At 63.1% G+C, this 23,472-nt stretch carries 19 protein-coding genes and 1 pseudogene; 13 read left to right on the top strand and 7 right to left on the bottom strand.

Annotated features, from left to right (window positions below):
• Positions 1-124: 124 nt before the first annotated feature.
• Positions 125-1,132: a LysR family transcriptional regulator gene (locus F6X39_RS34485; protein WP_187619907.1), complete on the bottom strand. Its 1,008-nt coding sequence runs from the start codon at positions 1,130-1,132 to the stop codon at positions 125-127.
• A gap of 199 nt (positions 1,133-1,331) precedes the next feature.
• Here F6X39_RS34485 and F6X39_RS34480 point away from each other — a divergent pair, with 199 nt between their 5' ends.
• From F6X39_RS34480 to F6X39_RS34470, 3 genes are all read left to right on the top strand, one after another.
• Positions 1,332-3,545 (top strand): FUSC family protein, encoded by a 2,214-nt coding sequence (locus F6X39_RS34480; RefSeq protein WP_187619909.1) that lies wholly within the window; start codon positions 1,332-1,334, stop codon positions 3,543-3,545.
• 139 nt (positions 3,546-3,684) lie between these two features.
• Positions 3,685-3,903, top strand: coding sequence for a hypothetical protein (locus F6X39_RS34475; RefSeq protein WP_187619906.1), 219 nt, complete (start codon positions 3,685-3,687; stop codon positions 3,901-3,903).
• A 177-nt stretch (positions 3,904-4,080) separates the two neighbouring features.
• Positions 4,081-5,580: an acetyl-CoA hydrolase/transferase family protein gene (locus tag F6X39_RS34470; protein ID WP_187619908.1), complete on the top strand. Its 1,500-nt coding sequence runs from the start codon at positions 4,081-4,083 to the stop codon at positions 5,578-5,580.
• A gap of 104 nt (positions 5,581-5,684) precedes the next feature.
• On the opposite strand, the gene F6X39_RS34465 is transcribed toward F6X39_RS34470, so the two are convergent.
• The 3 genes from F6X39_RS34465 to F6X39_RS34455 form a co-directional block, all read right to left on the bottom strand.
• On the bottom strand, positions 5,685-5,939 hold the full coding sequence (locus tag F6X39_RS34465) for a GlsB/YeaQ/YmgE family stress response membrane protein (protein WP_187619905.1): 255 nt from the start codon (positions 5,937-5,939) through the stop codon (positions 5,685-5,687).
• A gap of 162 nt (positions 5,940-6,101) precedes the next feature.
• Positions 6,102-6,809 (bottom strand): MgtC/SapB family protein, encoded by a 708-nt coding sequence (locus F6X39_RS34460; RefSeq protein WP_090806188.1) that lies wholly within the window; start codon positions 6,807-6,809, stop codon positions 6,102-6,104.
• Between the two features lie 477 nt (positions 6,810-7,286).
• Positions 7,287-8,450, bottom strand: a complete 1,164-nt coding sequence (locus F6X39_RS34455; protein ID WP_187619904.1) for a metallophosphoesterase — start codon at positions 8,448-8,450, stop codon at positions 7,287-7,289.
• A 392-nt stretch (positions 8,451-8,842) separates the two neighbouring features.
• On the opposite strand from F6X39_RS34455, the gene F6X39_RS34450 reads away from it, so the two are divergent.
• On the top strand, positions 8,843-9,190 hold the full coding sequence (locus tag F6X39_RS34450) for a hypothetical protein (RefSeq protein WP_184069074.1): 348 nt from the start codon (positions 8,843-8,845) through the stop codon (positions 9,188-9,190).
• Between the two features lie 58 nt (positions 9,191-9,248).
• Here F6X39_RS34450 and F6X39_RS34445 read toward each other — a convergent pair whose 3' ends face one another.
• Positions 9,249-9,833 (bottom strand): malonic semialdehyde reductase, encoded by a 585-nt coding sequence (locus F6X39_RS34445; protein ID WP_090806181.1) that lies wholly within the window; start codon positions 9,831-9,833, stop codon positions 9,249-9,251.
• A 140-nt stretch (positions 9,834-9,973) separates the two neighbouring features.
• Here F6X39_RS34445 and F6X39_RS34440 point away from each other — a divergent pair, with 140 nt between their 5' ends.
• The 5 genes from F6X39_RS34440 (at position 9,974) to yjfF (ending at position 15,760) form a co-directional block, all read left to right on the top strand.
• Positions 9,974-10,576: an alpha-ketoglutarate-dependent dioxygenase AlkB family protein gene (locus F6X39_RS34440; RefSeq protein ID WP_187619903.1), complete on the top strand. Its 603-nt coding sequence runs from the start codon at positions 9,974-9,976 to the stop codon at positions 10,574-10,576.
• A 181-nt stretch (positions 10,577-10,757) separates the two neighbouring features.
• Positions 10,758-11,744 carry an ABC transporter substrate-binding protein gene (locus F6X39_RS34435; protein WP_090806177.1) on the top strand — a complete coding sequence of 329 codons (987 nt, stop codon included), beginning with the start codon at positions 10,758-10,760 and terminating at the stop codon, positions 11,742-11,744.
• Positions 11,745-11,997: 253 nt separating this feature from the next.
• Positions 11,998-13,632 carry a sugar ABC transporter ATP-binding protein gene (locus tag F6X39_RS34430; RefSeq protein ID WP_187619902.1) on the top strand — a complete coding sequence of 545 codons (1,635 nt, stop codon included), beginning with the start codon at positions 11,998-12,000 and terminating at the stop codon, positions 13,630-13,632.
• A complete protein-coding gene (locus tag F6X39_RS34425) occupies positions 13,629-14,672 on the top strand; it encodes an ABC transporter permease (RefSeq protein ID WP_184069082.1) in 1,044 nt (347 codons plus the stop codon). Before F6X39_RS34430 ends, F6X39_RS34425 begins: the two co-directional genes overlap by 4 nt.
• Positions 14,669-15,760 carry a galactofuranose ABC transporter, permease protein YjfF gene (gene yjfF / locus F6X39_RS34420; RefSeq protein ID WP_187619901.1) on the top strand — a complete coding sequence of 364 codons (1,092 nt, stop codon included), beginning with the start codon at positions 14,669-14,671 and terminating at the stop codon, positions 15,758-15,760. The genes F6X39_RS34425 and yjfF overlap by 4 nt, the downstream gene beginning before the upstream one ends.
• 56 nt (positions 15,761-15,816) lie before the next feature.
• Here the strand turns inward: yjfF and F6X39_RS34415 are convergent.
• A pseudogene (locus tag F6X39_RS34415) lies at positions 15,817-16,092 on the bottom strand (phosphatase PAP2 family protein); the annotation flags it as partial.
• A 361-nt stretch (positions 16,093-16,453) separates the two neighbouring features.
• Here F6X39_RS34415 and F6X39_RS34410 point away from each other — a divergent pair.
• Positions 16,454-17,401: a polyphosphate kinase 2 family protein gene (locus F6X39_RS34410; RefSeq protein ID WP_187619899.1), complete on the top strand. Its 948-nt coding sequence runs from the start codon at positions 16,454-16,456 to the stop codon at positions 17,399-17,401.
• A 45-nt stretch (positions 17,402-17,446) separates the two neighbouring features.
• The gene (locus F6X39_RS34405) at positions 17,447-20,200 is read left to right on the top strand and encodes an HAD-IC family P-type ATPase (RefSeq protein ID WP_187619898.1); all 2,754 of its coding nucleotides are present in this window, start codon (positions 17,447-17,449) and stop codon (positions 20,198-20,200) included.
• A 20-nt stretch (positions 20,201-20,220) separates the two neighbouring features.
• Here F6X39_RS34405 and F6X39_RS34400 read toward each other — a convergent pair whose 3' ends face one another.
• A complete protein-coding gene (locus F6X39_RS34400; RefSeq protein ID WP_090806167.1) occupies positions 20,221-21,030 on the bottom strand; it encodes a class I SAM-dependent methyltransferase in 810 nt (269 codons plus the stop codon).
• Between the two features lie 456 nt (positions 21,031-21,486).
• Between F6X39_RS34400 and F6X39_RS34395 the strand changes: the two genes are divergently transcribed.
• Together F6X39_RS34395 and F6X39_RS34390 are read left to right on the top strand one after the other, a co-directional pair.
• A complete protein-coding gene (locus tag F6X39_RS34395) occupies positions 21,487-21,912 on the top strand; it encodes a CopG family transcriptional regulator (RefSeq protein WP_187619897.1) in 426 nt (141 codons plus the stop codon).
• 45 nt (positions 21,913-21,957) lie between these two features.
• Positions 21,958-23,055, top strand: coding sequence for an alpha/beta hydrolase family esterase (locus tag F6X39_RS34390; RefSeq protein WP_187619896.1), 1,098 nt, complete (start codon positions 21,958-21,960; stop codon positions 23,053-23,055).
• Positions 23,056-23,472: the final 417 nt, after the last annotated feature.

Below are 23,472 nucleotides of genomic sequence, written 5' to 3'. Positions count from 1 at the left end.
TCGCTACGCTGCTCGCGCACCAGGCGCACTGCGCGCTCCCGGACTTCCGGGGAAAACTTGGTTACCTTCTTGTTCATGGCTCCATTCTCTCAAGAGTTGGAGCCTCCACAAAATCCGGGGCGGTTCAACCTAACGGTGTCCGCGTGTCCTGAGTTACAGGGGCAACTCCAACCAGCTGCACTGGGTCATCTCCGCCCCCTAGTTGCCCGACCTCAGCAAGCAATGCTTCGTCGCGCGCAATCACCTTCGGCAAATGCGAGCGCAAGAATTCGACCCACGTGCGCGTCTTTGCATCGATGAATTTGCGCGACGGATAGAGCGCATAAACAGTCGTCTTTTGCAGCGTATATTCCGGCAACACGCGCACCAACGTGCCATCGCGCAACCCGGAAATGGTCGCGTAGAGCGGCACCATGCCGATACCCATGCCTTCTCGGATCGCCACGATCAATGATTCGGCGATGTTCACATGCACGGGGCCGTCGACTTCCATCAACTTACTGCCGTTCGGGCCGTCGAGCGTCCATTCATGTGGCAGGAACGCCGGCGTATGCAGGATCAAACATTCGTGATGCGCAAGGTCAGCCGGTTCTTGCGGCGCGCCGTGCGCCCGCACGTAGGCCGGCGATGCGCACAGGATGCTGAACGTCGTCCCCAGCGGAAACGATACGAGGTCCGAATTCGGCAGCGTCGATGCGCCGATCACGGCCACGTCGGCGCTGCCCTCGAAGAGATCGGGCATGCGCTGCGATAGCGTCAACTCGACGGTCACATCAGGATAGAGCTCGCGGTAACGCGAAATGGCCGGCAGGACGTAGTGCTGGCCGATGCTCGCAAAGCTATGCATGCGCAGTGCGCCGGTTGGTCGCTCGTGTGCGCAACTGGCTTCTTCTTCCGCAACATCGACATCCGCGAGGATCTGCTGCGATCGTTTCAGATAGCGCTCGCCGGCGGTGGTCAGCGCAAGCCGACGCGTCGAGCGATTCAGCAGGCGCGTGCGCAGATGTGCTTCAAGCTCCGAGACCGCGCGAGACATCGCGCCGGTCGTTGAATTGAGCGATTGCGCGGCCGCGGTGAAGCTACCGGCTTCAACCACGCGCACAAACACTCGCATACTTTGTAGCGTGTCCATCAAACCTTCTGTTTCATGTTCAAGATCATATTTTCCGTCAGTCTCAGAACACTATTGTTGTCCGTTCTGGAACAGATGTTCTGCACCCATCGGCTTAATGTACACATCGCGGACTCCTACAATCGGCGCCTCGCCTGCCGGTGTCGGCCATTCTGTCCGGAGGCTCTCACAGCGACCACGTGGGGTGCACTGTTTTCAGATGAAACCCGATCATGCGACCGAACCGTCGGCGGATTTCGTCGGTCCGCGCGGCGTCATGCGGCGACGCCTCAGCCGAGCCAAACTCAATCGCGCCGTGCGCGACTGGGCCAGCAGCGACGGTCTGACCTGGCTGCATCTGCTGAAGACGGTCACCGCTGGTCTGCTGGCGCTGGGCATCGCGATGCTGCTCGATCTGCCGCAGCCGCGCATTGCGATGACCACTGTTTTTGTGTTGATGCAACCGTTCAGCGGCATGGTGCTCGCGAAGAGCTTTTACCGGATTCTCGGAACGGCAGTAGGGACCGTGGCCGCGCTCGTGCTCGGCGGGCTGTTCGTTCAGCAGCCCGAACTGTACATGCTCGGCATGATCGTGTGGGTGAGCGCCTGTATTACTGCGGCGGTCCGGTATCGGCATTTCAGATGGTACGGTTTTGTGCTCGCGGGTTACACCGCCGCGCTGATCGGCATTCCAAACGTGACGACGCCTCAGGGACTATTCCTCGCCGCACTCACGCGTGCCGCGGAAGTGGCGGTCGGCATCGTGTGTTCGAGCGCGGTCAGCGCGTTGCTGCTGCCCCAGCGCTCGATCCTTGCGCTGCGACGTAACCTTCAGATCAGGTACGCGAATTTTACTGCGTATGCTGTCGACGTGCTCGCACGCGGGCTCGAGCGCAATCAGTTCGAACGGCGTTTCGCGGATTTCGTCGACGAAATCGCTGGCTTCGAAGCAACCCGCACGTTCGTCGCATTCGAAGATCCGGCGATGCGCTCGCGCAGTGCGCATCTGGCGGGTCTGAACAGCGAATTCATGGATGCGTGCGCGCGTCTGCATGCGCTGAATCAGTTGCTCAAACGGTTGCGCGCCAGCCGCGCTGTGTCGATACTCGCGGCCATCGGTCCGTACCTCGACGAACTGGGAGCCTTGTTCGAAGCAAAAGCTGAAGCCGGCCTCGAAGCATCGCACGCAGCAGCCGGTCTGTGCCCCTTTCGAGCGAGCTTGCCACGCCGGGTACGCGAAACCAGGCGGCCACTCGAAGCCGCGTCCGCGGAATCGCTTGCGGACTTCGACACGGCAGCCGAATTGCTGTATCGATTCGTGGGCGAATGGATAAATTATTCGCAAACCTATGCATGCTTGTGGCGCAAAACAGCAAGCCGGCAGCACAGCCTACGATGCAGCTCAAGCCCAACCAAGAGCCACCGCATAAGCAGACCTATAAGCCGCACAAACCACTTCGCCGTATTGTTCACGTTCGTGCGCTCGGCTGTCGTCATCGGAATCGCCGGTGCGTTCTGGATCGCGACCAACTGGCCGAGCGGCGGTCTCGCCGTGATTGGCGCAACACTGGTCTGCGCGTTGACGTCCACGGCGCCAGGCGCCACCAGAATGGCCATCCAGATGGCGATCGGCGCGGTGCTCGCGACGCTGGCCGGCTATGTGTTCATGTGCTACGTGTATCCGAACATCGATGGTTTCCTGCTGCTTTGCGCGGTACTCGCGCCGGTGCTCGCGCTCGGCGCATTCATCGCGACGCGTCGCGGCGCGGCTGGGCTTGGCATCGGCTTTTCGGTGTTCTTCTGTCTGCTGGCCGGGCCGGACAACGTCGTCAGCTACGTGCCCGATCTGCTGATCAACAACGGCATCGCGCTGAGCGCGTCGATGCTGCTCGCAGCGGTTGTTTTCGCGGTGCTCTTTCCCGCCGATATGCGCTGGCTCATCGACCGGATCATGGGCGACCTGCGAGCGCAAACGGTGTCGGCATGCAAGGACGCGCTGCCGGGTCTGAACCAACGTTTCCAGTCGGGCACGCATGATCTGACTTCGCAACTGCGCGTGCTGTTGACGCACCGTTCACGACGACGGCGCGACGCACTTCGCTGGATGCTCGCGACGATCGAAGTAGGTCACGCCGTCGTCGATCTGCGCAACGAAGCCGCACGCGCCGATTATGCAGACATCCTTCAGCCGCGTTGGCGCAGCGTGATCGAACACACGTGCGACGATCTCGCCCGGCTCTTCGAACGCCCAGGTCCACGTTCGCTCGAACGCGCACTCGTCGCCGTGCGCTCGGCCACCTGGCTCGCGCAAGACATGCTGCAGGCAGTGCACGCCGAGCGCGACCGGCATCACGATCTGCAACGTATCTTGAGCTGTCTGCACTTCATTCGCAGCGCGTTGCTCGACAAGGACGCGCCCTTCAATCGTCGCTGAGCAATGCTGCGTGGGATCTTTCTGCCAGATGGAAAGATCCCTTCCGGGCGGCCCCGTTTATTCGCGTAGGTGGCGGTCATATAGTTTCGTCACTGCCTCGCAGTATTCGTCGCAGTAGTCGTAAGTCCTGGAGAACGAGATGAAAGTGTTGAAGATGGTCCTGATTGCCTGTTCTTTGTCCACCGCTGCCGCCGCCTATGCACAGACGGCGCCGGCCGCGCCGGAGCAGCAGGTTGCGCAAGCGGATGTCCAGCGCACCGATAAGGTTGCCCCGCGCAAGCATGTGGAAGCGCCGAAAGCGAAAGCTGATGAATGTGTCGGCCCGATGAGCTTCTGCAACATCTACTTCGGCAGCTGAGTCCGGCTGCCTCACGCGCAACACCTGTCGCCGACCCTATCGCGCGACCCAACACCTGCTCGCGACGCCGTCCGATCGAGACGCCGCGGCGGGTGCGGCAACCGCCTATCGAGCGAAGCACACCGCAGACGTGCGCACCAGTAGACGGAGCTGGCGACTATGGAGAGACTCCCTTTCATGTACGAAGACCGAATTCGCTGCGCCGCGCTGCGCGGAAAAATCACCACGGCCGCCGACGCGGCGCTTCTGATTCACGACGGCATGCGGGTTGGCGCAAGCGGCTTCACGCGCGCGGGCGACGCGAAGGCCGTGCCGGTCGCGCTGGCCGAGCGTGCGCGCCGGCTGGGCGAGCCGCTGCGCATCACGTTGATGACGGGCGCCTCGCTCGGTCATGACGTTGACCGCAAGCTGACCGAAGCGCATGTGCTCGCGCGCCGTCTGCCGTTTCAGGTAGACAAGACGCTGCGCGACGCCATCAATCGCGGCGAAGTGATGTTCGTCGATCAGCATCTGTCCGAGACCGTCGAGATGCTGCGCGCGAACCAGCTCGGCAAGCTTGATGTCGCGATCATCGAAGCCGCCGCGATCACGGAGAGCGGCGGTATCGTGCCGACGACGTCGGTCGGCAATTCGGCGAGCTTCGCGATTCTCGCGGACCAGGTCATCGTCGAGATCAACCTTGCGCAGCCGCTCGGGCTCGAAGGCTTGCACGACATCTGGATTCCGGGGCGCCGGCCGCATCGCGAGCCGCTGCCGATCGTGCGCGCGCGGGATCGCGTCGGCACACCCGCTATCGAGATTCCGCCCGAGAAAATCGCGGCGATCGTGATGACGGACATGGCCGACAGCCCGTCCACGGTCTTGCCCGCGGATCGGGAAACCGCGTTGATCGCCGGTCATTTGATCGAATTTTTCCAGCGCGAAGTCACGCGTGGCCGCATGCCGAAGCAGTTGCCGCCGCTGCAGGCGGGCATCGGTACGATCGCCAACGCGGTCCTGGCAGGATTCGTCGATTCGCCTTTCGAGGTGTTCGAAATTTATTCGGAAGTCCTTCAGGATTCGACGTTCGATCTGATGGACGCTGGTAAGGTCGCGTTCGCGTCCGGCGCGTCGATCACGTTGTCGGCCGCGCGGCAGGCGCAGGTATTCGGCGATATCGAGCGCTATCGCGACCGGCTCGTGCTGCGTCCGCAGGAAGTCAGCAACCATCCCGAGGTGATTCGGCGGCTCGGTCTGATCGCGCTCAATACGGCGCTCGAATTCGATATCTACGGCAACGTCAATTCGACGCATGTCGGCGGCACGCATATGATGAACGGCATCGGCGGCTCGGGCGACTTTGCGCGCAATGCGTCGTGCGCGGTGTTCGCGAGCAAGTCGACCGCGAAGGACGGCCGCATTTCGAGCATCGTGCCGATGGTGCCGCATTGCGATCACAACGAACACGACGTCGACGTCGTCGTCACCGAGCAGGGTCTCGCCGATCTGCGCGGCCTCGCGCCGCGCGAACGTGCGACGCTGATCATCGAGCATTGCGTACATCCGCGGTATCGCGAGCTGTTGCGCGACTACTACCGTGATGCGTCGCTTTGGGGAGGGCAGACGCCGCATTGCCTCGATCAGGCGTTTGCATGGCATACGCGGCTGCGCGATACAGGGTCGATGCTGCCGGCCTGATTCTGCGGCGGCCACAACCGCAGCGATAACAGCAGAAGCAACAGGCCATAAAAAAGCGCCAGCGATTCGAACCCGCTGGCGCTTGATGACGTCGGATGCCGTGCTCAGGACCCTCGTCGCACGAGCCGGATAATAAACAGCAGAATGACCGCGCCGATCAACGCGGTGATGATCGAGCCGATCCAGCCGCCGCCAAGCGTGATATGCAGCACGCCGGCGAGCCACCCGCCGATGAACGCGCCGATGATCCCGACAATGATGTCGACGATCAGGCCGAAGCCGCCGCCCCTGACCAGCACACCCGCGAGCCAGCCCGCGATCGCGCCGATGATGATCCATGCGATGATGCCGTGTTCCATATTCGAGACTCCCTGGTTGAGTGTGAACAAATCACGGTGACAGAGCTTAGTCGAAGGTTATGGGACCGTCCACGTTCACGACGCGGAATTAACATTATCTGAATCTGCTGCCCGCTAAGTGTAGACGATGCGCGCGAACAAAGGAGACTTACGCGCCACGCTTCACTCGGGCGTCGGCTCCGCTTCCCGCGCGGTCCAACTGACGCTGGACACGCTCTTTTCCATGCTCAGGCGGCTCGCCATCTGTTCGAGCTTCGATTGATCCTTCGGATGCATCGTCAGCGTCGCCGTCACGCGAATGCGCGCCGGTTCGTCCTCGACATCCTCGCTCGTGAGGCTCTGGAACGACAGCGGCGCCGAGTACATCGAGTTGGAAATCGCGGCGCGAATGTTGATCTCGTCGGCTTCGCGGCAGACGATCGTCAGCACGTACTCGCGCACGAGGTCGGCGTTTGAAACCGGCGTCGAGTTGATCATCCGGCTCACTTCACGCAGCGCGGTGTTGGCCAGCAGCACGACCGCGGTGCCCGCGAGCGCCGGTCCGTAATGTCCCGCGCCGCTCAACACGCCGACGGCCGCCGAGCACCACAGCGTCGCCGCGGTGTTGATCCCTTGGATCGAGCCTTTGTCGCGCATGATGACGCCGCCGCCAAGAAAGCCGACGCCGGACACCACATAGGCGGCAATCTGCGTGACGCCGCTGACGCCGTTGCCGGTCAGCACGCCGAGCGTGACGAACAGGCACGCGCCGCTCGCCACGAGCGTGATCGTGCGCAGGCCGGCAGTGCGCTGGCGCATCTGTCGTTCGAGGCCAATCGCGACGCCGCAAGCAAAAGCGGTCAGAAGCCGCAGGAAGAATTCGAGTGTCATCGTTCAGAAAGGTTGGCGTGCGTGCTGCCGCAGGGTGAAGCCTACGCGTGGGAACGTCGGGTCGTCTACCTCGTGCACGGTAAGCGCATGAGGGTGGAACGAAATACGCGCGCACACGCGAGCAGCGGCCGCAAGCGTGCGGCATCGGCATGGCATCGAGCCACGCTGCGCTTCACCGACAGTACGCGAATGACAATGAAATGAGAGCGACGTGCGCCATCGAGCCCAAGGGCAGGACGGCGAAAGGGACACCTGACGCGGAAATCCTGCCGCTCAGGCGAGCGGGCGAATCGATACTCGGCTGGTACAGCTGCTACTGTCCAAGATCGTGATTCCGGTTAAAAAGAATTGCGCAGATTTTAGAGGGTGGCGCAAAGTTCAGTCAAGCCGAGATCGGCGGAGAGTGCGCATGTGGGTTTGCTACAGCCGTATCGTAGACAGGCCGTAATTAATTGCTCCGGACTGCAAATGTTGAGTTCAATCCGGTTCGCCCGGCACGAGTCTCAAACGCGTGATTTCCGAAGGCGCACCGAGTCGTTTCGGCGGACCCCAATAGCCCGTACCGCGACTCGTATAAACCCAGAGTCCGTTCAGGCGCGCGAGGCCTGCCGTGAACGGCTGTTGCAGGCGCACAAAGAAATTCCACGGAAAGAACTGACCGCCGTGCGTATGACCCGACAACTGCAGCGTAAACCCGGCCGCCGCGGCCGCTTCGGCCGAACGCGGCTGATGCGCGAGCAGCACCCTGATCAGCACGTCGCCCGGCGCGCCAGCGAGCGCCGCGACCGGGTCGCTGCGATGCGCGGGGTCGTGATGACCCGCCGAGTAATCGGTGACGCCGGCGATGACGGCGCGCGCGCCGTCATGGTCGACGATCACGTGTTCGTTCAGCAGCACCCGCAAGCCGAGCCGGCGGAATTCGGCGATCCACGAGTTCGCTCCGGAGTAGTACTCGTGATTGCCGGTCACGAGAAACGCACCGTGCCGCGCGGCGAGCCGCGACAGCGGCTGCGTATGCCGGCTCAGCTGCGGCACGCTGCCGTCGACGACGTCGCCCGTCACCGCGATCAGATCCGGCTTGAGCCGGTTCACCGCGTCGACGATCGCATCGACATAACGGCCCTTGATCGTCGGGCCGACGTGGATGTCACTGATCTGCACGATCGTGAAGCCGTCGAGCGCGGCAGGCAGATCGTCGATCGGCACGTCGATCGTGACGACGCGCGCGCGACGGCGCGCGTTGAACAGGCCGATCAGCGTCGACAGCAGCGCGAGCAGCGGCACCGCCGCCGCCGAGCCGGTGCGCCAATGCGCGATCGTGAGCGTGTTCGGCCAGATCGCGTCGATCGTCAGCAGCGACGCCAGCACGAGGTCGCGCGCGAACGTCAGTACCAGCAGGGACGAGAAGAAGCCCATCGCGAGCAGGCCCACCCACGCGAGACGGTCGCCGAGCGGCTGGCGCTTGAAGCCGCGCGCCATCATGCCGACCGGGATCAGGTAGATCGACAGCACGAGCCACAGCACGCACAGCCCGCGGCCGGCCGCGTCGATCGGCATGTCGGCAATTAGGCGCAAGCCGACATAGATATGCAGCAGGATGCCAATCAGGATGATGCGGACAAGAAACGATGAACGTCGCATAAAGAGGATCAGAGCGGGAAGGGGCCGAAGGGCAGCGATAGCGCGGCGGCGATCGGTTGACGGAACGCGGCGAATCATTCTACCGACATGTTCAGTCCCTTGCCGTAGCCGCAAAATTCGTGCTCCCGCACCGCACGATACGTCGGCCCCGAAGCCGCCGGGACGCGCCACGAAAGGTGTTCGCCGGGGCAGGCGCATTCCGTGCTCAGCACATACTTACAGGGCCGCGCGCCACGCATTCAATGCCTATGCAAGCGAATTAAATGGGCTTTGAATCGTATTCATGCGTGGAGTATGCTTGAAACAAGCCAGCTTGTTGCCGGGGCAGCGTAGGGCGCTTCGGCCATGACTGGTTCTGTCGCCGGGAAAGATCGGGCGGGGGGAGGCACACCATGAAGCTGCTCAAATCGGGCCACCTGTGGCATCACGCGCACGACGTGCATCATGTTCATCATGAGCATCATGTCGGGCGCGAGGGCAGCCACGTGATGCTGCCGCTCGTCGGCATCTCGCTGATGGCGATTGCGCTTTACGTCGGCGTACGCAACATCGATTTCTCCGAACTCGGCAAAAGCGCGCTGTTCGACGTCGTGATGGTGTGCGTCGCGCTCGGCATCGCGGGCCTGTTCGGTGCGGTCGGCGCGTGGCTGCGCTCGAATGGCGACGAAGCCGAAGAGGGCTTCTGCTTCATCGGCGCGCTGATCGGCACGGTGGTCTTTTATATCGCGGTGCTGACCTGACGCGATCCGATCCAGCGCGTGGCGCGCACCCGCAGCGCCATCCATCATCAACGCCCCGTCACACTATGCGCGCCGCTTCGTCGAACGAAAAACGCGGGCTGCGCGCAAACAGCTTTGACGGATCGCCGTGGCCAAGATTGATCAGGAAGTTCGACTTCAGCGTCGTGCCCGCAAAAAACGCTTCGTCGACCTTGGCCTGATCGAAGCCCGACATCGGCCCAGTGTCGAGACCGAGCGCACGCGCCGCGAGAATCAGATACCCGCCTTGCAGCGTCGAATTGCGAAACGCCGTGTCCGCGATCAACCGCTCGTTGCCGACGAACCAGCTGCGCGCGTCCGCATGGGGAAACAGTTTCGGCAGATACTCATAGAAGGCCATGTCCATGGCGACGATCACCGTGACGGGCGCGGCCATCGTTTTCTCGAGATTGCCAGCCGACAACGCCGGGCGCAGTTTCTCCTTGCCCTCCGGCGTCCTGACGAACACGAAGCGGCCCGGACTCGAATTGGCCGAGGTCGGGCCGAGCAGTACGAGCTCCATCAGCTCGCGCAGCACGGCGTCGTCGATCGGCTTGTTCTGCCAGCCATTGTGCGTACGCGCGTCGCGAAAGAGCTGCGCGAGCGCCTGATCCGAAAGTGTCATGGAAGTGGTCCGTGCGAAAGAACAGAGGGAACGCGGAGAGCCGCGTCGAATGAAAGAGCAACGCGCGTGAATCAGCGGGTGAGCCGGTGTCGCCATAATAGTCAGGGTTTTGACTTGTCCGCTTGCATCCAGACATTCCGATGAGCACCGATTTATTCAACGACCTGCCGATGCCCGACGTCGACTGGTATCCAGACTGGCTCGCAGCGGCCGACGCCGAACGCCTGCTGGCCCGACTGATCGACGAAGTGCAATGGCGCCAGGACATGATGGGCACGCCCGCCGGCCGTGTTGCACTGCCGCGTCTGACCGCCTGGCAGGGCGAGCCGGACGCGGTGTACGTGTACTCGGGCATCCGCAACGTGCCGCAAGCATGGACGCCCGCCGTCGCCGAACTGAAGGCGGCCGTCGAGGCGACCAGCGGCGCGCGTTTTAACAGCGTGCTGCTGAATCGCTACCGCAGTGGCGCCGACAGCATGGGCTGGCACGCGGACCGCGAGCCCGAACTCGGCAAGCAACCGGTGATCGCGTCGGTGAGCCTCGGCGTCGCGCGCAGGTTCGATCTGCAGCACAACCGCAGCGGCGTCGTGCAATCGTTCTCGCTGAAGGGCGGCAGCCTGCTCGTGATGAAAGGCGACACCCAGGCGCAGTGGCGTCATCGGGTGCCGAAGGAGCCGCGCGTGAGCGGCGAGCGCATCAATCTGACGTTTCGCTGGGTCACTCCGAGAATGACGCCGACCTGAGGCAGCGAGCGGCAATGCTCTGACCCGCGCGCTATATCAAAATTGATATCGAGGGCGCGAATCATATGATTGGACGGTTAACGCCTCGCACAGTACGCTACATCACGATCCATGCGCCGTGAGGGCCACGAGGGCCGGGCAGAGCGCTGGGTCGTCTACACAACAACGATTGGAGACTGTCATGGCGAATACACGACGTGCCGCGTGTCGCGCTCTGGGCGCGCTCGCGCTTTGCGCGAGTCTCGGAGCGCTGACGCTGGCCACGCCCGGCGCGCATGCCGAGGACAAGAAAATTACGCTCGGTTTTGCGCAGGTCGGTGCGGAAAGCGCATGGCGCACCGCGAATACCGAATCGGTGAAGTCGGCGGCGACGGAGGCCGGCATCAACCTCAAATTCTCCGACGCGCAGCAGAAGCAGGAAAACCAGATCAAGGCGATCCGCTCGTATATCGCGCAGAAGGTCGACGTGATCGCGTTCTCGCCGGTCGTCGAATCGGGCTGGGAACCGGTGCTGCTCGAAGCCAAGGCCGCGAAGATTCCGGTGATCCTGACCGACCGCAACATCGACGTGAAGGACACGTCGCTGTACGTGACGATGATCGGCTCGGACTTCCTCGAAGAAGGACGGCGCGGCGGCCACTGGCTCGCGGATCACTACAAGGACGATAAAGGTCCGGTCAACATCGCCGAGCTGCAAGGCACGGTCGGCTCCGCGCCGGCCAACGACCGCCACGCGGGTCTGATCGAAGTGATCAAGAGCGATCCGAAGTTCAAGATCATCGCGTCGCAAAGCGGCGACTTCACGCTCGCCGGCGGCAAGCAGGTGATGGAAGCGTTCATCAAGACCTACGGCAACAAGATCAACGTCGTCTATGCTCATAACGACGACATGGCGCTCGGCGCGATCCAGGCGATGGAAGAAGCCGGCATGCATCCGGGCAAGGACGTCGTGGTGGTTTCGTTCGACGCAACCAAGGGCGGCTTCCAGGCGATGGCCGCCGGCAAGATGAACGTCGACGTCGAGTGCAGCCCGCTGCTCGGACCGCAGCTGATGTCGGCGGTGAAAGACGTGGTGGCTGGCAAGCCGCTGCCGAAGCGCATCCTGACTCAGGAGACTGTCTTCCCGATGAGCGTGGCCGCGCAAACTCTGCCGTCTCGTAAGTACTGACGCGGCGCGCAACGTCGCCGCGGCAGCGCTCGCGCGAGCGCCGCGGCGTGTGCGGTGTTCAGGCGCCGGGGCCAACGGGCTCACGGCGCGAAGGAGATGCGCAGTACGGACGCATCGAACAGGTTTCTCCAGTGGTGCCTGACCGCCCGGGCTGCTTTCTTCTGCAGCGGGCGGTCTCTTTTCAGGAGCATGCGCCCGCGGGAGCATGCCGCTGGGGCCTGCCGAACCATGCATAGCCGATCGAGCGAGGTCCATGACCCATTCCGCTACCGAACCGAATCAGCCGGACCAGCCGCGGCGCGGCACGCCGCCGGGCGCGCCAGGCCAACAGAATGACATGAGCGCGCGCGAACCGATTCTGGCGACCTCCGGCGTCAGCAAGACATTTCCGGGCGTCAAGGCGTTGCAACACGTCGACTTCCGCCTGTATCCCGGCGAGGTCCATACGCTGATGGGCCAGAACGGCGCCGGCAAATCCACGTTGATCAACGTGCTCACCGGCGTGCTCGCACCCGATGCCGGCACGATCCGCCTCGCCGGCGAGGTGGTCGCGTTCGCGTCGCCGCAGGAAGCCGAGGCGGCCGGCGTGCGCACGCTGTACCAGGAAGTGAACCTGTGCCCGAATCTGTCGGTGGCGGAGAACATCTTCGCGGGCCGGCAGCCGCGCCGCTTCGGCGCGATCGACTGGCCCGACATCAAGCGGCGCGCGCAGGAAGCGCTCGCGCGCCTCGACGTGTCGCTCGACGTCACGCGCTCGCTCGACGCCTATCCGATCGCCGTGCAGCAGATGGTCGCGATCGCGCGAGCGTTGTCCGTCGATGCGCGCGTGCTGATTCTCGACGAACCGACTTCGAGCCTCGACGACAGCGAAGTCGCGCAGCTATTCAAAATACTTCGACATCTTAAGCGATCGGGCATTGCGATCCTGTTCGTCACGCATTTCATCGAGCAGACTTATGCGATCTCCGATCGCATCACGGTGATGCGCAACGGCGAGCGCGAAGGCGAATATCTCGCGCGCGATCTGTCCGCGGATCAGCTGGTCGCGAAGATGGTCGGCCACGAGCGCATGAGCGCGCGTCTGCGCGAAGCGGCGCACGAAGGACAGGCCGCCGACGATCAGGAGGTCGCGCAAGACCACACGGAAGCAACGGCCACGCAGCCGTTCATCGAGCTGCGCGGCGTCGGCCGTCGCGGCACCTTGCAGCCGATCGATCTCGAGATGCAGGCCGGCAAGATTCTCGGCCTCGCGGGTCTGCTCGGCTCGGGCCGCACCGAAACCGCGCGGCTTCTGTTCGGCGCGGATCGCGCGGACAGCGGCACGATCCTCGTCGAAGGGCGCGCCGTGCGGCTGCGCACGCCGCACGACGCGGTGCGCCACGGCATCGGCTATTGCGCGGAAGACCGCAAGAAGGAAGGCATCGTCGCCGAACTGTCGATCCGCGAAAACATCATGCTCGCGTTGCAGGCGCGGCGCGGCTGGTGGCGCAAGATCAGCCGGCAACGCGCGCGCGAGCTCGCCGATATGTGGATCGAGCGGCTCGGCATCAAGGCGTCCGACGCCGAGCAGCCGATCGCGCTGCTGTCCGGCGGCAACCAGCAGAAGGCGCTGCTCGCGCGCTGGCTGGCAACCGATCCCAAACTGCTGATCCTCGACGAGCCGACCCGCGGCATCGACGTCGCCGCGAAGTTCGACATCATGGACCGGCTGCTCGCGCTGTGCGCGAACGGCCTGTCCATCCTGTTCATCTCGTCGGAGATCAGCGAGGTGCTGCGCGTGAGCCATCGCGTCGCGGTGCTGCGCGATCGCCGCAAGATCGCCGAGGTGGCCGGTAAGGCATCGAACGAGGACAACATCTACCGACTCATCGCAGGGAGCGGCCAATGAAGCTATCGAACTGGTTCGCGCGCGACGGGGTGGAGCGTCCGCTGCTGTGGCCATGCGTGACGCTCGTGTTGCTGGGCGGACTGAACCTGCTGGCCAATCCGCATTTTCTCGCGCTGCGCACGCTCGACGGCCACCTGTTCGGCGCGCCGATCGACATCCTGAATCGCGCGGCGCCGCTCGTGCTGGTCGCGATCGGCATGACGCTCGTGATTGCGACACGCGGCATCGATATTTCGGTCGGCGCGGTGGTCGCGATCGCGGGCGCCGCGGCCGCGACGATACTCGCGACCCAGGCCGTGCCGAGCGGTGCGCTGATCGCGCAGGCGCTGCTGGCCGCGCTCGTCGTCGGCATCTTGAGCGGCATGTGGAACGGGCTGCTCGTCGCGTTCGTCGGCATGCAGCCGATCATCGCGACGCTGATTCTGATGGTCGCGGGCCGTGGCATCGCGCAACTGCTGACCGCCGGGCAGATCATCCCGATCGGCGCGCCCGGCTATCTGTTCGTCGGTGGCGGCTACTGGCTCGGCGTGCCGTGCTCGGTATGGATCGCGACCGTAGCCGTGCTGGCGACCGCCGCCCTGGTGGAGGGCACGGCGCTCGGCCTGTTCATTCGCGCGATCGGCGTGAACCCGGTTGCGACACGGCTCGTCGGCTTGCGCTCGAAGGCGATCGTATTCGCGGTGTACGGTTTCTCGGGCTTGACCGCGGCGCTGGCCGGCATCCTGATCAGCTCGAACGTGCGTAGCGCGGACGGCAACAACGCGGGCTTGCTGCTCGAACTCGACGCGATTCTCGCCGTGACGCTCGGCGGCACGTCGCTGCTCGGCGGCCGCTTCAGTTTCGCGGGCACGGTTCTCGGCGCGCTGATCATCCAGACGCTCACGTACACCACGTATTCGATCGGCGTGCCGCCGGAAGCGACGCTCGTCGTGAAGGCGGCCGTCGTGCTCGCGGTCAGCGTGATCCAGTCGCCGGTGGCACGCGCGCTCGCGGTGTCGTTCGGCGCGTCGCTCGTCAAATCGCGCGGGGTGGCACGATGACGCGCGTTCTCGAAGCACTCGCCCGCGTGGTGGATCCGCGCACGCTGCCGATCGCGGTGACGGTCCTGCTGTTCTGCGCGCTGTTCGGCTTTGGTTCGGTGATGTACACCGGTTTCTTCTCGTGGCAGGTGTTGCTCGATCTGCTCGTCGACAACGCGTTCCTGCTGATCGTCGCGATCGGCATGACGTTCGTGATCGTGTCGGGGGGCATCGATCTGTCGGTGGGCTCGATCGTCGCGCTGACGACGATCGTCGAAGCCGTGCTGTCCGAGCACATGCATGTGTCGGTGTGGCTCATCATTCCGATCGTGCTGTTGATGGGCACGGTGTTCGGCGCGGTGCAGGGCGCGCTGATTCACTACTTCCGCCTGCAGGCGTTCATCGTGACGTTGGCGGGGATGTTCTTCGCGCGTGGCCTGTGCTTTCTGATCACGACGCAGTCGATCACGATCACCGATCCGACGTTCAAGGCGATCTCCGCGTTTCGTCTCAGTGTCGGCGTCGGTTCGGTATCGGCGAACGTGCTGATCGCGGCCGTGACGCTCGCGGCCGCGATCTATGTCGCCCATTTCACGCGCTTCGGACGCAACGTGTATGCGGTCGGCGGCAATCCGCGCTCGGCGCTGCTGATGGGCCTGCCGGTCGCGCGCACGCGGGTCGGCGTGTATGCGCTGAGCGGCTTCTGTTCGGCGCTCGGCGGCGCGGTGTTTACGTTCTACGTGCTGTCGGGCTATGGGCTGCAAGGGCAGGGCATGGAACTCGATGCGATTGCGGCCACGGTGATCGGCGGCACGCTGCTGACGGGCGGCGTCGGTTATGTGGTCGGCTCGCTGTTCGGCGTCGGCATTCTGGGCACGATCCAGACGCTGATTACGTTCGACGGCACGCTCAGTTCGTGGTGGACGCGGATCGTGATCGGCGCGCTGCTGTGCGCGTTCTGTTTGCTGCAGCGATTGATCGAGCGGCACGCGAAGTCGGTGCGTCGGCCCGGCGGCACCAATGCGGTCACGACGATGGGGCATGGGCGTGACGAGACGTCGACGACGGCGTCGTCGGATTCGCAGGTGTTGGGGCGGGCGCCGGGCTAGCGCGCGGTCTTCCACTCGCTTCGAACCACGGCGGCGCGGCGCAAGCCGCGCCGCGTTCACGTTAGTCCGCGCGGCCGCTTCCGAGCGTCCAGCTCATGCCGTTCGCACCGGCATGGACCGCGAGCTCGGCGCATTCGCGGCTTTGCGCGTCGCAGGTGCATGCAGCGCTTGAGCGCTGCAATCGTCAGCGCACTGGGCAGCAGACCCGCAAACACATCGGCGAGATAGTGACCGCCTTGCGTCGGCGTCGACAGGATCATCGTCACGTTGAGAGGACTCGCAAACAGCAAAAGCCGTGGCATGCGACGCAGCGCATAGATAAAGACAATAGCGAGTAACGCCCACTACTCCGCTGTTCCCCGTGTTCGTGTTCGTGGCTCGACCTTGTGCTCGGCAATTTTTGTTGGCGCTGTCTGGTGAAGGATAAGCACAGGTAATGCCTATCGTCTGACGGCCTTGTCGCGACTGGGTCGACGGGGCCGACAGGCGGTGATCGACCGGCATGGCGGTCCGGAACGTGGCAGCGTTCAGACGTGTGTTTCCCGTCGCTACGCGGGTGCGCAGCGTCGTTGCCGATGAGCACGTTTCCGTTTGCGTGACCTATTATCAGAAAGAGTTGTGAACAGTACGACTGCGGTTGCGATGCAATCCGCGAATCGTGCAACTGAATGCAGATGCCGTGGAGAAAGAGCGATGGTTCGCATGGAAATACTCGACGCGCTGCGGGCATACACCGATCCGTTCCGCGTCACGAGCGGCAAAGATTTCTTTCTGAAGAATTTCGATCCCGGCGAGACGCTGGGACTCAGAATGCATAAGGAAGAGGCGCAGCAACTACTCCAGCGCGGGTCGAAATGGCTCGCGATGGAGCAGGAGATCCTCTACGCGCAGGATTCCTGGTCCGTGCTGCTGGTGTTCCAGGCCATGGACGCCGCGGGAAAGGATGGGACGATCAAGCACGTGATGTCGCGCGTCAATCCGCAGGGGTGCGATGTCATCTCGTTCAAGCAGCCGTCGGATGAGGAGCTCTCCCACGACTTCCTTTGGCGCTATTCGAGGAAAGTGCCCGAGCGCGGGCACATCGGCATTTTCAACCGCTCGTACTATGAAGAGGTGCTGGTGGTGCGCGTGCATCAGCATCTGCTCCATGCGCAGAAGATCCCACCGGCACGGGTCGGCAACAACATATGGGACGAGCGGCTCGCCGACATCGCGCGCTTCGAGGACTATCTGACGCGCCAGGGCGTGGTCATTCTCAAGTTCTATCTGAACCTGTCGTACGGGGAGCAGAAGAGGCGATTCATGGATCGCCTCGACAATCCCGACAAGCACTGGAAGTTTTCCGCAGCCGACGTTCGCGAGCGTCGCTACTGGAACGACTATATGCACGCCTATGAAGAGACGATCCGCGCGACGGCCTCCGAAGCGGCTCCGTGGTTCGTCGTGCCCGCCGACAACAAACCTTTCACGCGCCTCATCGTCGCGGCCGCGATCGTCGAGGCCGTCGAGAAGCTCGACCTCGAATATCCGAAAGCCACGCAAGAGCAGATGAACGATCTCGCCGCCGCGAGGGAGGAACTCGACGCTGAAGCGGTGGACGAGACGAGACCCGATCAACCCGGGGACGATCCAGACCATTGAGAGCGGCCCCCTGACCCGAAATCACTGGAACCGGGAGACACGAGGATGAGCTCAGTTGAGAGTGCGACGCCGTGGCATGCGATGCCGGTCGGTGACATCGAACGGCAGTTCAACGTCGATCCCGCGCAGGGCCTCGATGCAACGGAAGCGACCGGGCGGCTGTCCACCTATGGGCCGAACCGCCTCCCGCAGGGCAAGAAGAGGGGGCCGGTCGTACGCTTCCTGATGCAGCTCCACAACGTTCTGATCTACGTGCTGCTCGCGGCCGGTTTCGTCAAGTTCATGCTGGGCCTGTGGCTCGATGGCTCGGTCATTCTGGCCGTCGTCATCCTCAACTCGCTGCTCGGCTTCCTGCAGGAAGGACGCGCCGAGAAGGCGCTCGACTCGATTCGCAACATGCTGTCCGCGGAAGCGCGCGTGATGCGTGGCGGAGCGGTTCGCTTGATCCCCGCCGAGGAACTCGTTCCTGGCGACATCGTGCTACTGGAATCGGGCGACAAAATCCCGGCGGACATGCGTCTCGTCGACGCCAGGAACCTGCGCACGGAAGAAGCGGCTCTTACGGGGGAATCCCTCCCGGCCGAGAAGGGCACCGCGCCGGTACCCGCCAAGGCCACGGTCGGCGACCGCGAGAACATGGCGTTCTGCGGCACGATGGTCTTGTCGGGCCGGGCAACCGGCGTCGTGGTGACGACCGGGAGCCAGACGGAACTCGGCCGGATCAACCAGATGCTCGCCGAGGTCAGCGCGCTCGAGACGCCGCTGCTGCGCCAGATCAAGAAGTTCGGCTACGTCATCACGGCAGTGATCGCCGTTGTCAGCGTGCTGCTCTTCTCCTGGGGGCACTGGCTCGGACACATGACCTTCGTCGAGCTGTTCCAGGCCATCGTGGGGATTGCGGTATCGGTCATCCCGGAAGGCCTGCCGGCGCTCATCACCATCACGCTCGCCATCGGCGTGCAGCGCATGGCCCAGCGCAACGCCATTATTCGCCGCCTGCCGGCGGTCGAAACACTGGGCGCCGTCTCGCGCATCTGCTCGGATAAAACGGGCACGCTGACCCTGATGGAGATGATGGTGACCTCCGTCGTAACGGCCGAAGCGGCCTATGCCGTGACAGGCGACGGCTACGCCAGCGAAGGAGAGGTCAGCGCGGATGGCAAGCCGCTCGGCGCCGCGCCGGACGTGCTCAAGCTGATGGGCCGCGTGTCGCTGTTGTGCAACGACGCCGAGCTCTTCGAGGAAGACGGCAAATGGAAAGTGGAGGGTGACCCGACCGAGGGCGCGCTCTATCCGTTCGCTTCCAAGCTGGGCATGGACCGTGCCGCCGAGACGGCCGCCGCGCCGAGGATCGACGCGATCCCCTTCGAGTCCGAGCACAAGTTCATGGCGACGCTGAACCGTTCGACGGACGGCGAGATGCTGCTGGTCAAGGGCGCGCCGGAGGTGATCCTCGACCACTGCGACCGGCAGCAGACGGCGCAAGGCCCGGCGCCGCTCGATCGCGAGCACTTCGCGAGGGAGGGCGACCGGCTCGCCGCTCAAGGCGAGCGCGTGCTCGGGCTCGCGTGGCTGTCGGACCCGGGCCTGCGTACGGGCGGCCTCGGGCCGCAGGACCTGCCGCGTACCCTCGTGCTGCTCGGCCTCGTGGGCCTGATGGACCCGCCGCGCAAAGAGGCGATCGACGCCGTGCGCGAATGCCACGGCGGCGGCATTCGCGTGACGATGATCACGGGCGACCACAAGATCACGGCGGCGGCAATCGCAAGAATGCTGGGCATCGGCGACGGCAAGACCGCCGTGTCCGGCACCGAGATCGAGGCGATGAACGATGCGGCGCTGCAGGAATGCGTGCGCGGCGTCGACGTGTTCGCGCGCGCGAGTCCCGAGCACAAGCTGCGGCTCGTCAAGGCGATCCAGGCGAATCGGCAGATCGTCGCGATGACGGGCGACGGCGTCAACGATGCGCCGGCGCTCAAGAAAGCCGACATCGGTGTCGCGATGGGGATCAAGGGCACCGAGGTGACGAAGGAGGCGGCGGGTATGATCCTCGCCGACGACAATTTCGCGTCGATCTCCGCGGCGGTGAAGGAAGGGCGCACGGTCTACAACAACATCGAGAAAGCGATGCTGTTCATGCTGCCGACCAATGTCGCGCAAGGCGCGGTGATCGCGGTGGCGATCCTGTTCGCCTTCACGCTGCCGATCACGGCGCCGCAGATCCTGTGGGTCAACATGGTTACTTCCGTCGCGCTCGGCCTGACCATTTCGTTCGAGCCGCACGAGGCAGACGTGATGCGCCGCTCGCCACGCGCAATCGACCGGCCGATCGTCACGCGTTTCGGCATCTGGCGCATCCTGTTCGTCGGGGCGGCGCTCGTGATCTATACGCTATCGACGTTCTTCTGGATGAAGTCGCAAGGGGCGTCGGATCAGATGGCGCGCACGGCCGCGGTCAACGCCATTACGCTGGGCCAGGTGTTCTATCTGCTCAACATCCGGTATCTGCTCGATTCGTCGCTGTCCGTGCGCGCCCATACAGGCAATCGCTATCTCTGGTACGGAATAGCCGGCGTCGTGGTCTTGCAGCTTCTGTTCACCTATACGTTCCCGTTCCATGCCGTTTTCCACACCGAGGCTCTGCCCTTGTCGACGTGGGGGTGGCTCGTCGGTGGTGGCGTCCTGTTTTTCCTCGTGGTGGAGATCGAGAAGCTCGTTTTCCGGCTCACCCCTGCATTGAGAGGATTTGTGACGTCGCAACAGGAGGGCGCGGCCTTGCCCAATGATCCCGCGAGGTAGGTCGCCTTGGCGGCCGCCTGCTACATCTCATGCACGCGGCGGAGGATGAAAAACAGATTAGCCGAGACTGCATTCACGATCGGTATCCGCTCGAAAGGCCGGTTCAGCTTCATGCCGATATTGGCCAGTGCGTTGAGCGCTCCGCCGCCCTTTATGCCTTTTGCGAAGGTGGGAAAGACCTGGTGATAGCCGCATTCTTCCAGTACGAATCCCGACCTGAGAAACAGGCGCTTCGCGTCGCTGAGACTGTATAGCCGATTATGGCCCGTGTACTTCTTCATGACTCTGCACGCGTTTTCGGTCACCGATAAGCGGTTAGGTAAAAATGTGATTATCAGCAAACCGTCGTTTTTCAGCACGCGCCATAGCTCATCGAGGCTCTTTTGCTCGCGGGCCACGTGCTCGAGTACACCGCTTCCGATCACCACATCGAATTGATTGTCTTCGTAGGGCAGCAGAAATTCATGATCGAGCGATGCGAAAGATAACCCGGCGTACTCGTGGAATTCCGCGAATTGCCCATCCTTGCAGATGTCGCAGCCATATATATCGATGTCATGGTAGAGCGTGCGAAGCATGCACGAATCTGGCGCGTGCCGGCATCCCCAGTCGAGCACTTTCATGCCACGCTTGATATACGGTGCGTAAATTTCGAACGCGCGCACGTGGCGATCGAGACTCGCGTTGTTGGCAATGACCGATTGCACATAGTCCCGGTATTCACCATCGCTACGATGTGCAATGTAGTCCTCGCAAAGCTTGGCATAAGTCGCCTTGACCTGCTGCAATTCATTGCTCGGAATCGTTTCAGTGTCGATGGGTTTATGCATATCTCCCTCATGGCGGTGCGAACGATACGACGAATTTCAGGCTCTACCGGGCCAGTATGCTGGTAATCCTTGGTCCATGTTGAGGTCTGCGCAATCCGTTCCGCAGTACCGGCTTTCGCTGCCCGAGTGACATCGGGGTTGAGAGGTTCGCGGGATGTTGACTATTCCGATTTTGAGCGCTGATGGACTGCGTTTGGCGAGACCTGCGGCAGCAACTACCTGGATAAAGCCGCGATAGTGAACGGCTTCAAGTTTTGAAGGATAGCAGTTGAATTTGTCAAAACTGGTCGGGGAACCTCTCCATTTCGCGCCTTATTCTGATGGTTTTGCGCCTTGACGCCCCCACGACCAGCGATGCGGCGAGCCCTAGAAGGCGTCTCGACCCCAAATTTTTATGTTGCGGCGCATCTAAAACCGTCCTATAACCATCCACATGGATGGTACAAGGATGGTGCGATGAAGAAACCCGCGGTATTGGACACCCCCCGCTCGAAAGGCGGCGACTCGGAAAAAATCACGATCAACCTCGGACCCGTCGACCTCGGGCAGATCGATCTCATGGTTGAAGAAGGCTTCTATGCGAACCGGACCGACCTGATCAGAACGGCGATTCGCAACCAGCTCGCGCTACATGCGCGGGTCGTCCAGGAAACGGTTGCGCGTCGTTCGCTCGTGCTCGGGCTGCAGCATTTCTCTAGGCAGGATCTCGAGGCGATTCGAGCCGCGCGCGAGCGTCTCAATATTCAGGTCCTGGGATTGGCCAGCATTGCCGCCGATGTCTCCCCGGAACTCGCGCTCGCGACTATCGAAAGCGTCGTGGTGCTGGGAGCCTTTCACGCTTCGCCCGCAGTCAAGACGGCACTTGCCGGCAGAATCCACTAGCCGCGCGAGGCCCACCCCCTCAACACCGGTAATCGGACAAATGTGATGAAACTCAACGAAGGCTTTCTGAACTCAATGCACGAAGCGATGACTTTGCTGCGTACCCGCGGCGTTGCCGAAGCGACAGAAGCGATACAACGCGCACTGCGAGGGGAAGGCGTCGGTGCAGTGAACGAAACTGCGTCGCGGGACAAGACGCCCGAGCCCGTTGTCTTCCCGTTTGCAAAGACCGAGGACGCGACCGCGCACAAGGCGCGAGAAGACTGCCTTGACGTGGAGGAACGAGGACATTTCATCACGCTTGCGTATGCGAATGCCGCCGGTCGCCGTCAATATCGGCTGTATGTGCCGGCGGGGGGCGCCGGCGAGCCGCTGCCACTGATTGTGATGCTGCACGGCTGCACGCAGGACGCCGACGATTTCGCAGCAGGCACGCAGATGAACGCGCTTGCGGAGCGGCATCGATGTCTCGTAGCTTATCCGGTGCAACCGCAGCAGGCGAATCCGTCGAAGTGCTGGAACTGGTTCAAACCTGACGATCAGCATCGCGAGCGCGGCGAGCCGTCGCTGATCGCAGGCATCACGCGCGAAATCATCTCGGCCCACAACGTCGATCCTGCGCGCGTGTACGTCGCGGGGATGTCCGCGGGGGGCGCGATGGCGGCGATCATGATCGCCGAGTATCCCGAACTGTATGCCGCGGTCGGCGTGCATTCCGGTCTTCCGGCACGGTGCGCGCACAATTTACCCTCCGCGCTCGCGGCGATGAAAGGCGGGAAGCACTCCCGAAACGCACGGCGCGTGCAAGGCGATACAGACTTGTCACCGACACGGCCCATGATCGTCTTTCATGGTGACGCGGATGCCACCGTTCACGTAGCGAATGCCACGCGGCTCGTGCAGAGGTTCGACGCACGGCCGGACGCCGGCAGCGAACGGCGTCGGGTCGACGCGGGCCGACGCGCCTGTACCGTCTCGCGGCTGGTTTCCGGCGACGGTATCGACGCCGAGTTGTGGACCATTCATGGCGCAGGGCACGCTTGGGCAGGCGGCAATGTACGAGGCAGTTATACGGACGCTACTGGTCCGGATGCGAGTGCCGAAATGCTGCGCTTCTTTCTTGATCATCCGCGACGACAATAGTGCAGGCCTCTCATGTGGTTACTATGATTGCGACGGAGTGGCGTCCGCTGTGCATGTAGAGCAAGTCCGCTTGCTCAACTGCATATAAAGGCTGCCCGATGAATCACTTCCGGGGCGAATCCTCGGTGGCAGGTCGGCGAAGCCGGATTTGCGCCGCAATCAATGTACGGCGGGTTGCCATTCAATTGGAGACATCCACGCGTGTTCGTCCATCGTCAACAACGGGTCGCGTGTCGCCGATCGCGGCCTTGCGAAGTTCGAGCGATGTGTGCCCATTGCGTGAGGCAGTCATCGGCCATGAACGGCCATACGCTCGAGCATTCGGACAGACACTCAAACGTCCGGTCCACTCAGATAGCGGACCTATGCCTGTCAGTCGAGCTCATTGCGTTACCTCACGGAAGCACACAACCAGGA

Source organism: Paraburkholderia sp. UCT2 (genome assembly GCF_014397665.1).
Classification (GTDB): Bacteria; Pseudomonadota; Gammaproteobacteria; order Burkholderiales; family Burkholderiaceae; genus Paraburkholderia; species Paraburkholderia tuberum.
The sequence above is the reverse complement of the archived record's forward strand: the minus strand, read 5'-3'. Positions and strand labels throughout refer to the sequence as shown.

Excerpts from the sequence above, each read along its gene's own strand:
- F6X39_RS34405 (WP_187619898.1), top strand. The coding sequence starts at position 17,447 with ATGAGCTCAGTTGAGAGTGCGACGCCGTGGCATGCGATGCCGGTCGGT.
- F6X39_RS34460 (WP_090806188.1), bottom strand. The coding sequence starts at position 6,809 with ATGACACTCGAATTCTTCCTGCGGCTTCTGACCGCTTTTGCTTGCGGC.
- F6X39_RS34400 (WP_090806167.1), bottom strand. The coding sequence starts at position 21,030 with ATGCATAAACCCATCGACACTGAAACGATTCCGAGCAATGAATTGCAG.
- F6X39_RS34395 (WP_187619897.1), top strand. The coding sequence starts at position 21,487 with ATGAAGAAACCCGCGGTATTGGACACCCCCCGCTCGAAAGGCGGCGAC.
- F6X39_RS34430 (WP_187619902.1), top strand. The coding sequence starts at position 11,998 with ATGACCCATTCCGCTACCGAACCGAATCAGCCGGACCAGCCGCGGCGC.
- F6X39_RS34425 (WP_184069082.1), top strand. The coding sequence starts at position 13,629 with ATGAAGCTATCGAACTGGTTCGCGCGCGACGGGGTGGAGCGTCCGCTG.
- F6X39_RS34435 (WP_090806177.1), top strand. The coding sequence starts at position 10,758 with ATGGCGAATACACGACGTGCCGCGTGTCGCGCTCTGGGCGCGCTCGCG.
- F6X39_RS34480 (WP_187619909.1), top strand. The coding sequence starts at position 1,332 with ATGAAACCCGATCATGCGACCGAACCGTCGGCGGATTTCGTCGGTCCG.
- F6X39_RS34465 (WP_187619905.1), bottom strand. The coding sequence starts at position 5,939 with ATGGAACACGGCATCATCGCATGGATCATCATCGGCGCGATCGCGGGC.
- F6X39_RS34485 (WP_187619907.1), bottom strand. The coding sequence starts at position 1,132 with ATGGACACGCTACAAAGTATGCGAGTGTTTGTGCGCGTGGTTGAAGCC.
- yjfF (WP_187619901.1), top strand. The coding sequence starts at position 14,669 with ATGACGCGCGTTCTCGAAGCACTCGCCCGCGTGGTGGATCCGCGCACG.
- F6X39_RS34455 (WP_187619904.1), bottom strand. The coding sequence starts at position 8,450 with ATGCGACGTTCATCGTTTCTTGTCCGCATCATCCTGATTGGCATCCTG.
- F6X39_RS34390 (WP_187619896.1), top strand. The coding sequence starts at position 21,958 with ATGAAACTCAACGAAGGCTTTCTGAACTCAATGCACGAAGCGATGACT.
- F6X39_RS34450 (WP_184069074.1), top strand. The coding sequence starts at position 8,843 with ATGAAGCTGCTCAAATCGGGCCACCTGTGGCATCACGCGCACGACGTG.
- F6X39_RS34445 (WP_090806181.1), bottom strand. The coding sequence starts at position 9,833 with ATGACACTTTCGGATCAGGCGCTCGCGCAGCTCTTTCGCGACGCGCGT.
- F6X39_RS34440 (WP_187619903.1), top strand. The coding sequence starts at position 9,974 with ATGAGCACCGATTTATTCAACGACCTGCCGATGCCCGACGTCGACTGG.
- F6X39_RS34470 (WP_187619908.1), top strand. The coding sequence starts at position 4,081 with ATGTACGAAGACCGAATTCGCTGCGCCGCGCTGCGCGGAAAAATCACC.
- F6X39_RS34410 (WP_187619899.1), top strand. The coding sequence starts at position 16,454 with ATGGTTCGCATGGAAATACTCGACGCGCTGCGGGCATACACCGATCCG.
- F6X39_RS34475 (WP_187619906.1), top strand. The coding sequence starts at position 3,685 with ATGAAAGTGTTGAAGATGGTCCTGATTGCCTGTTCTTTGTCCACCGCT.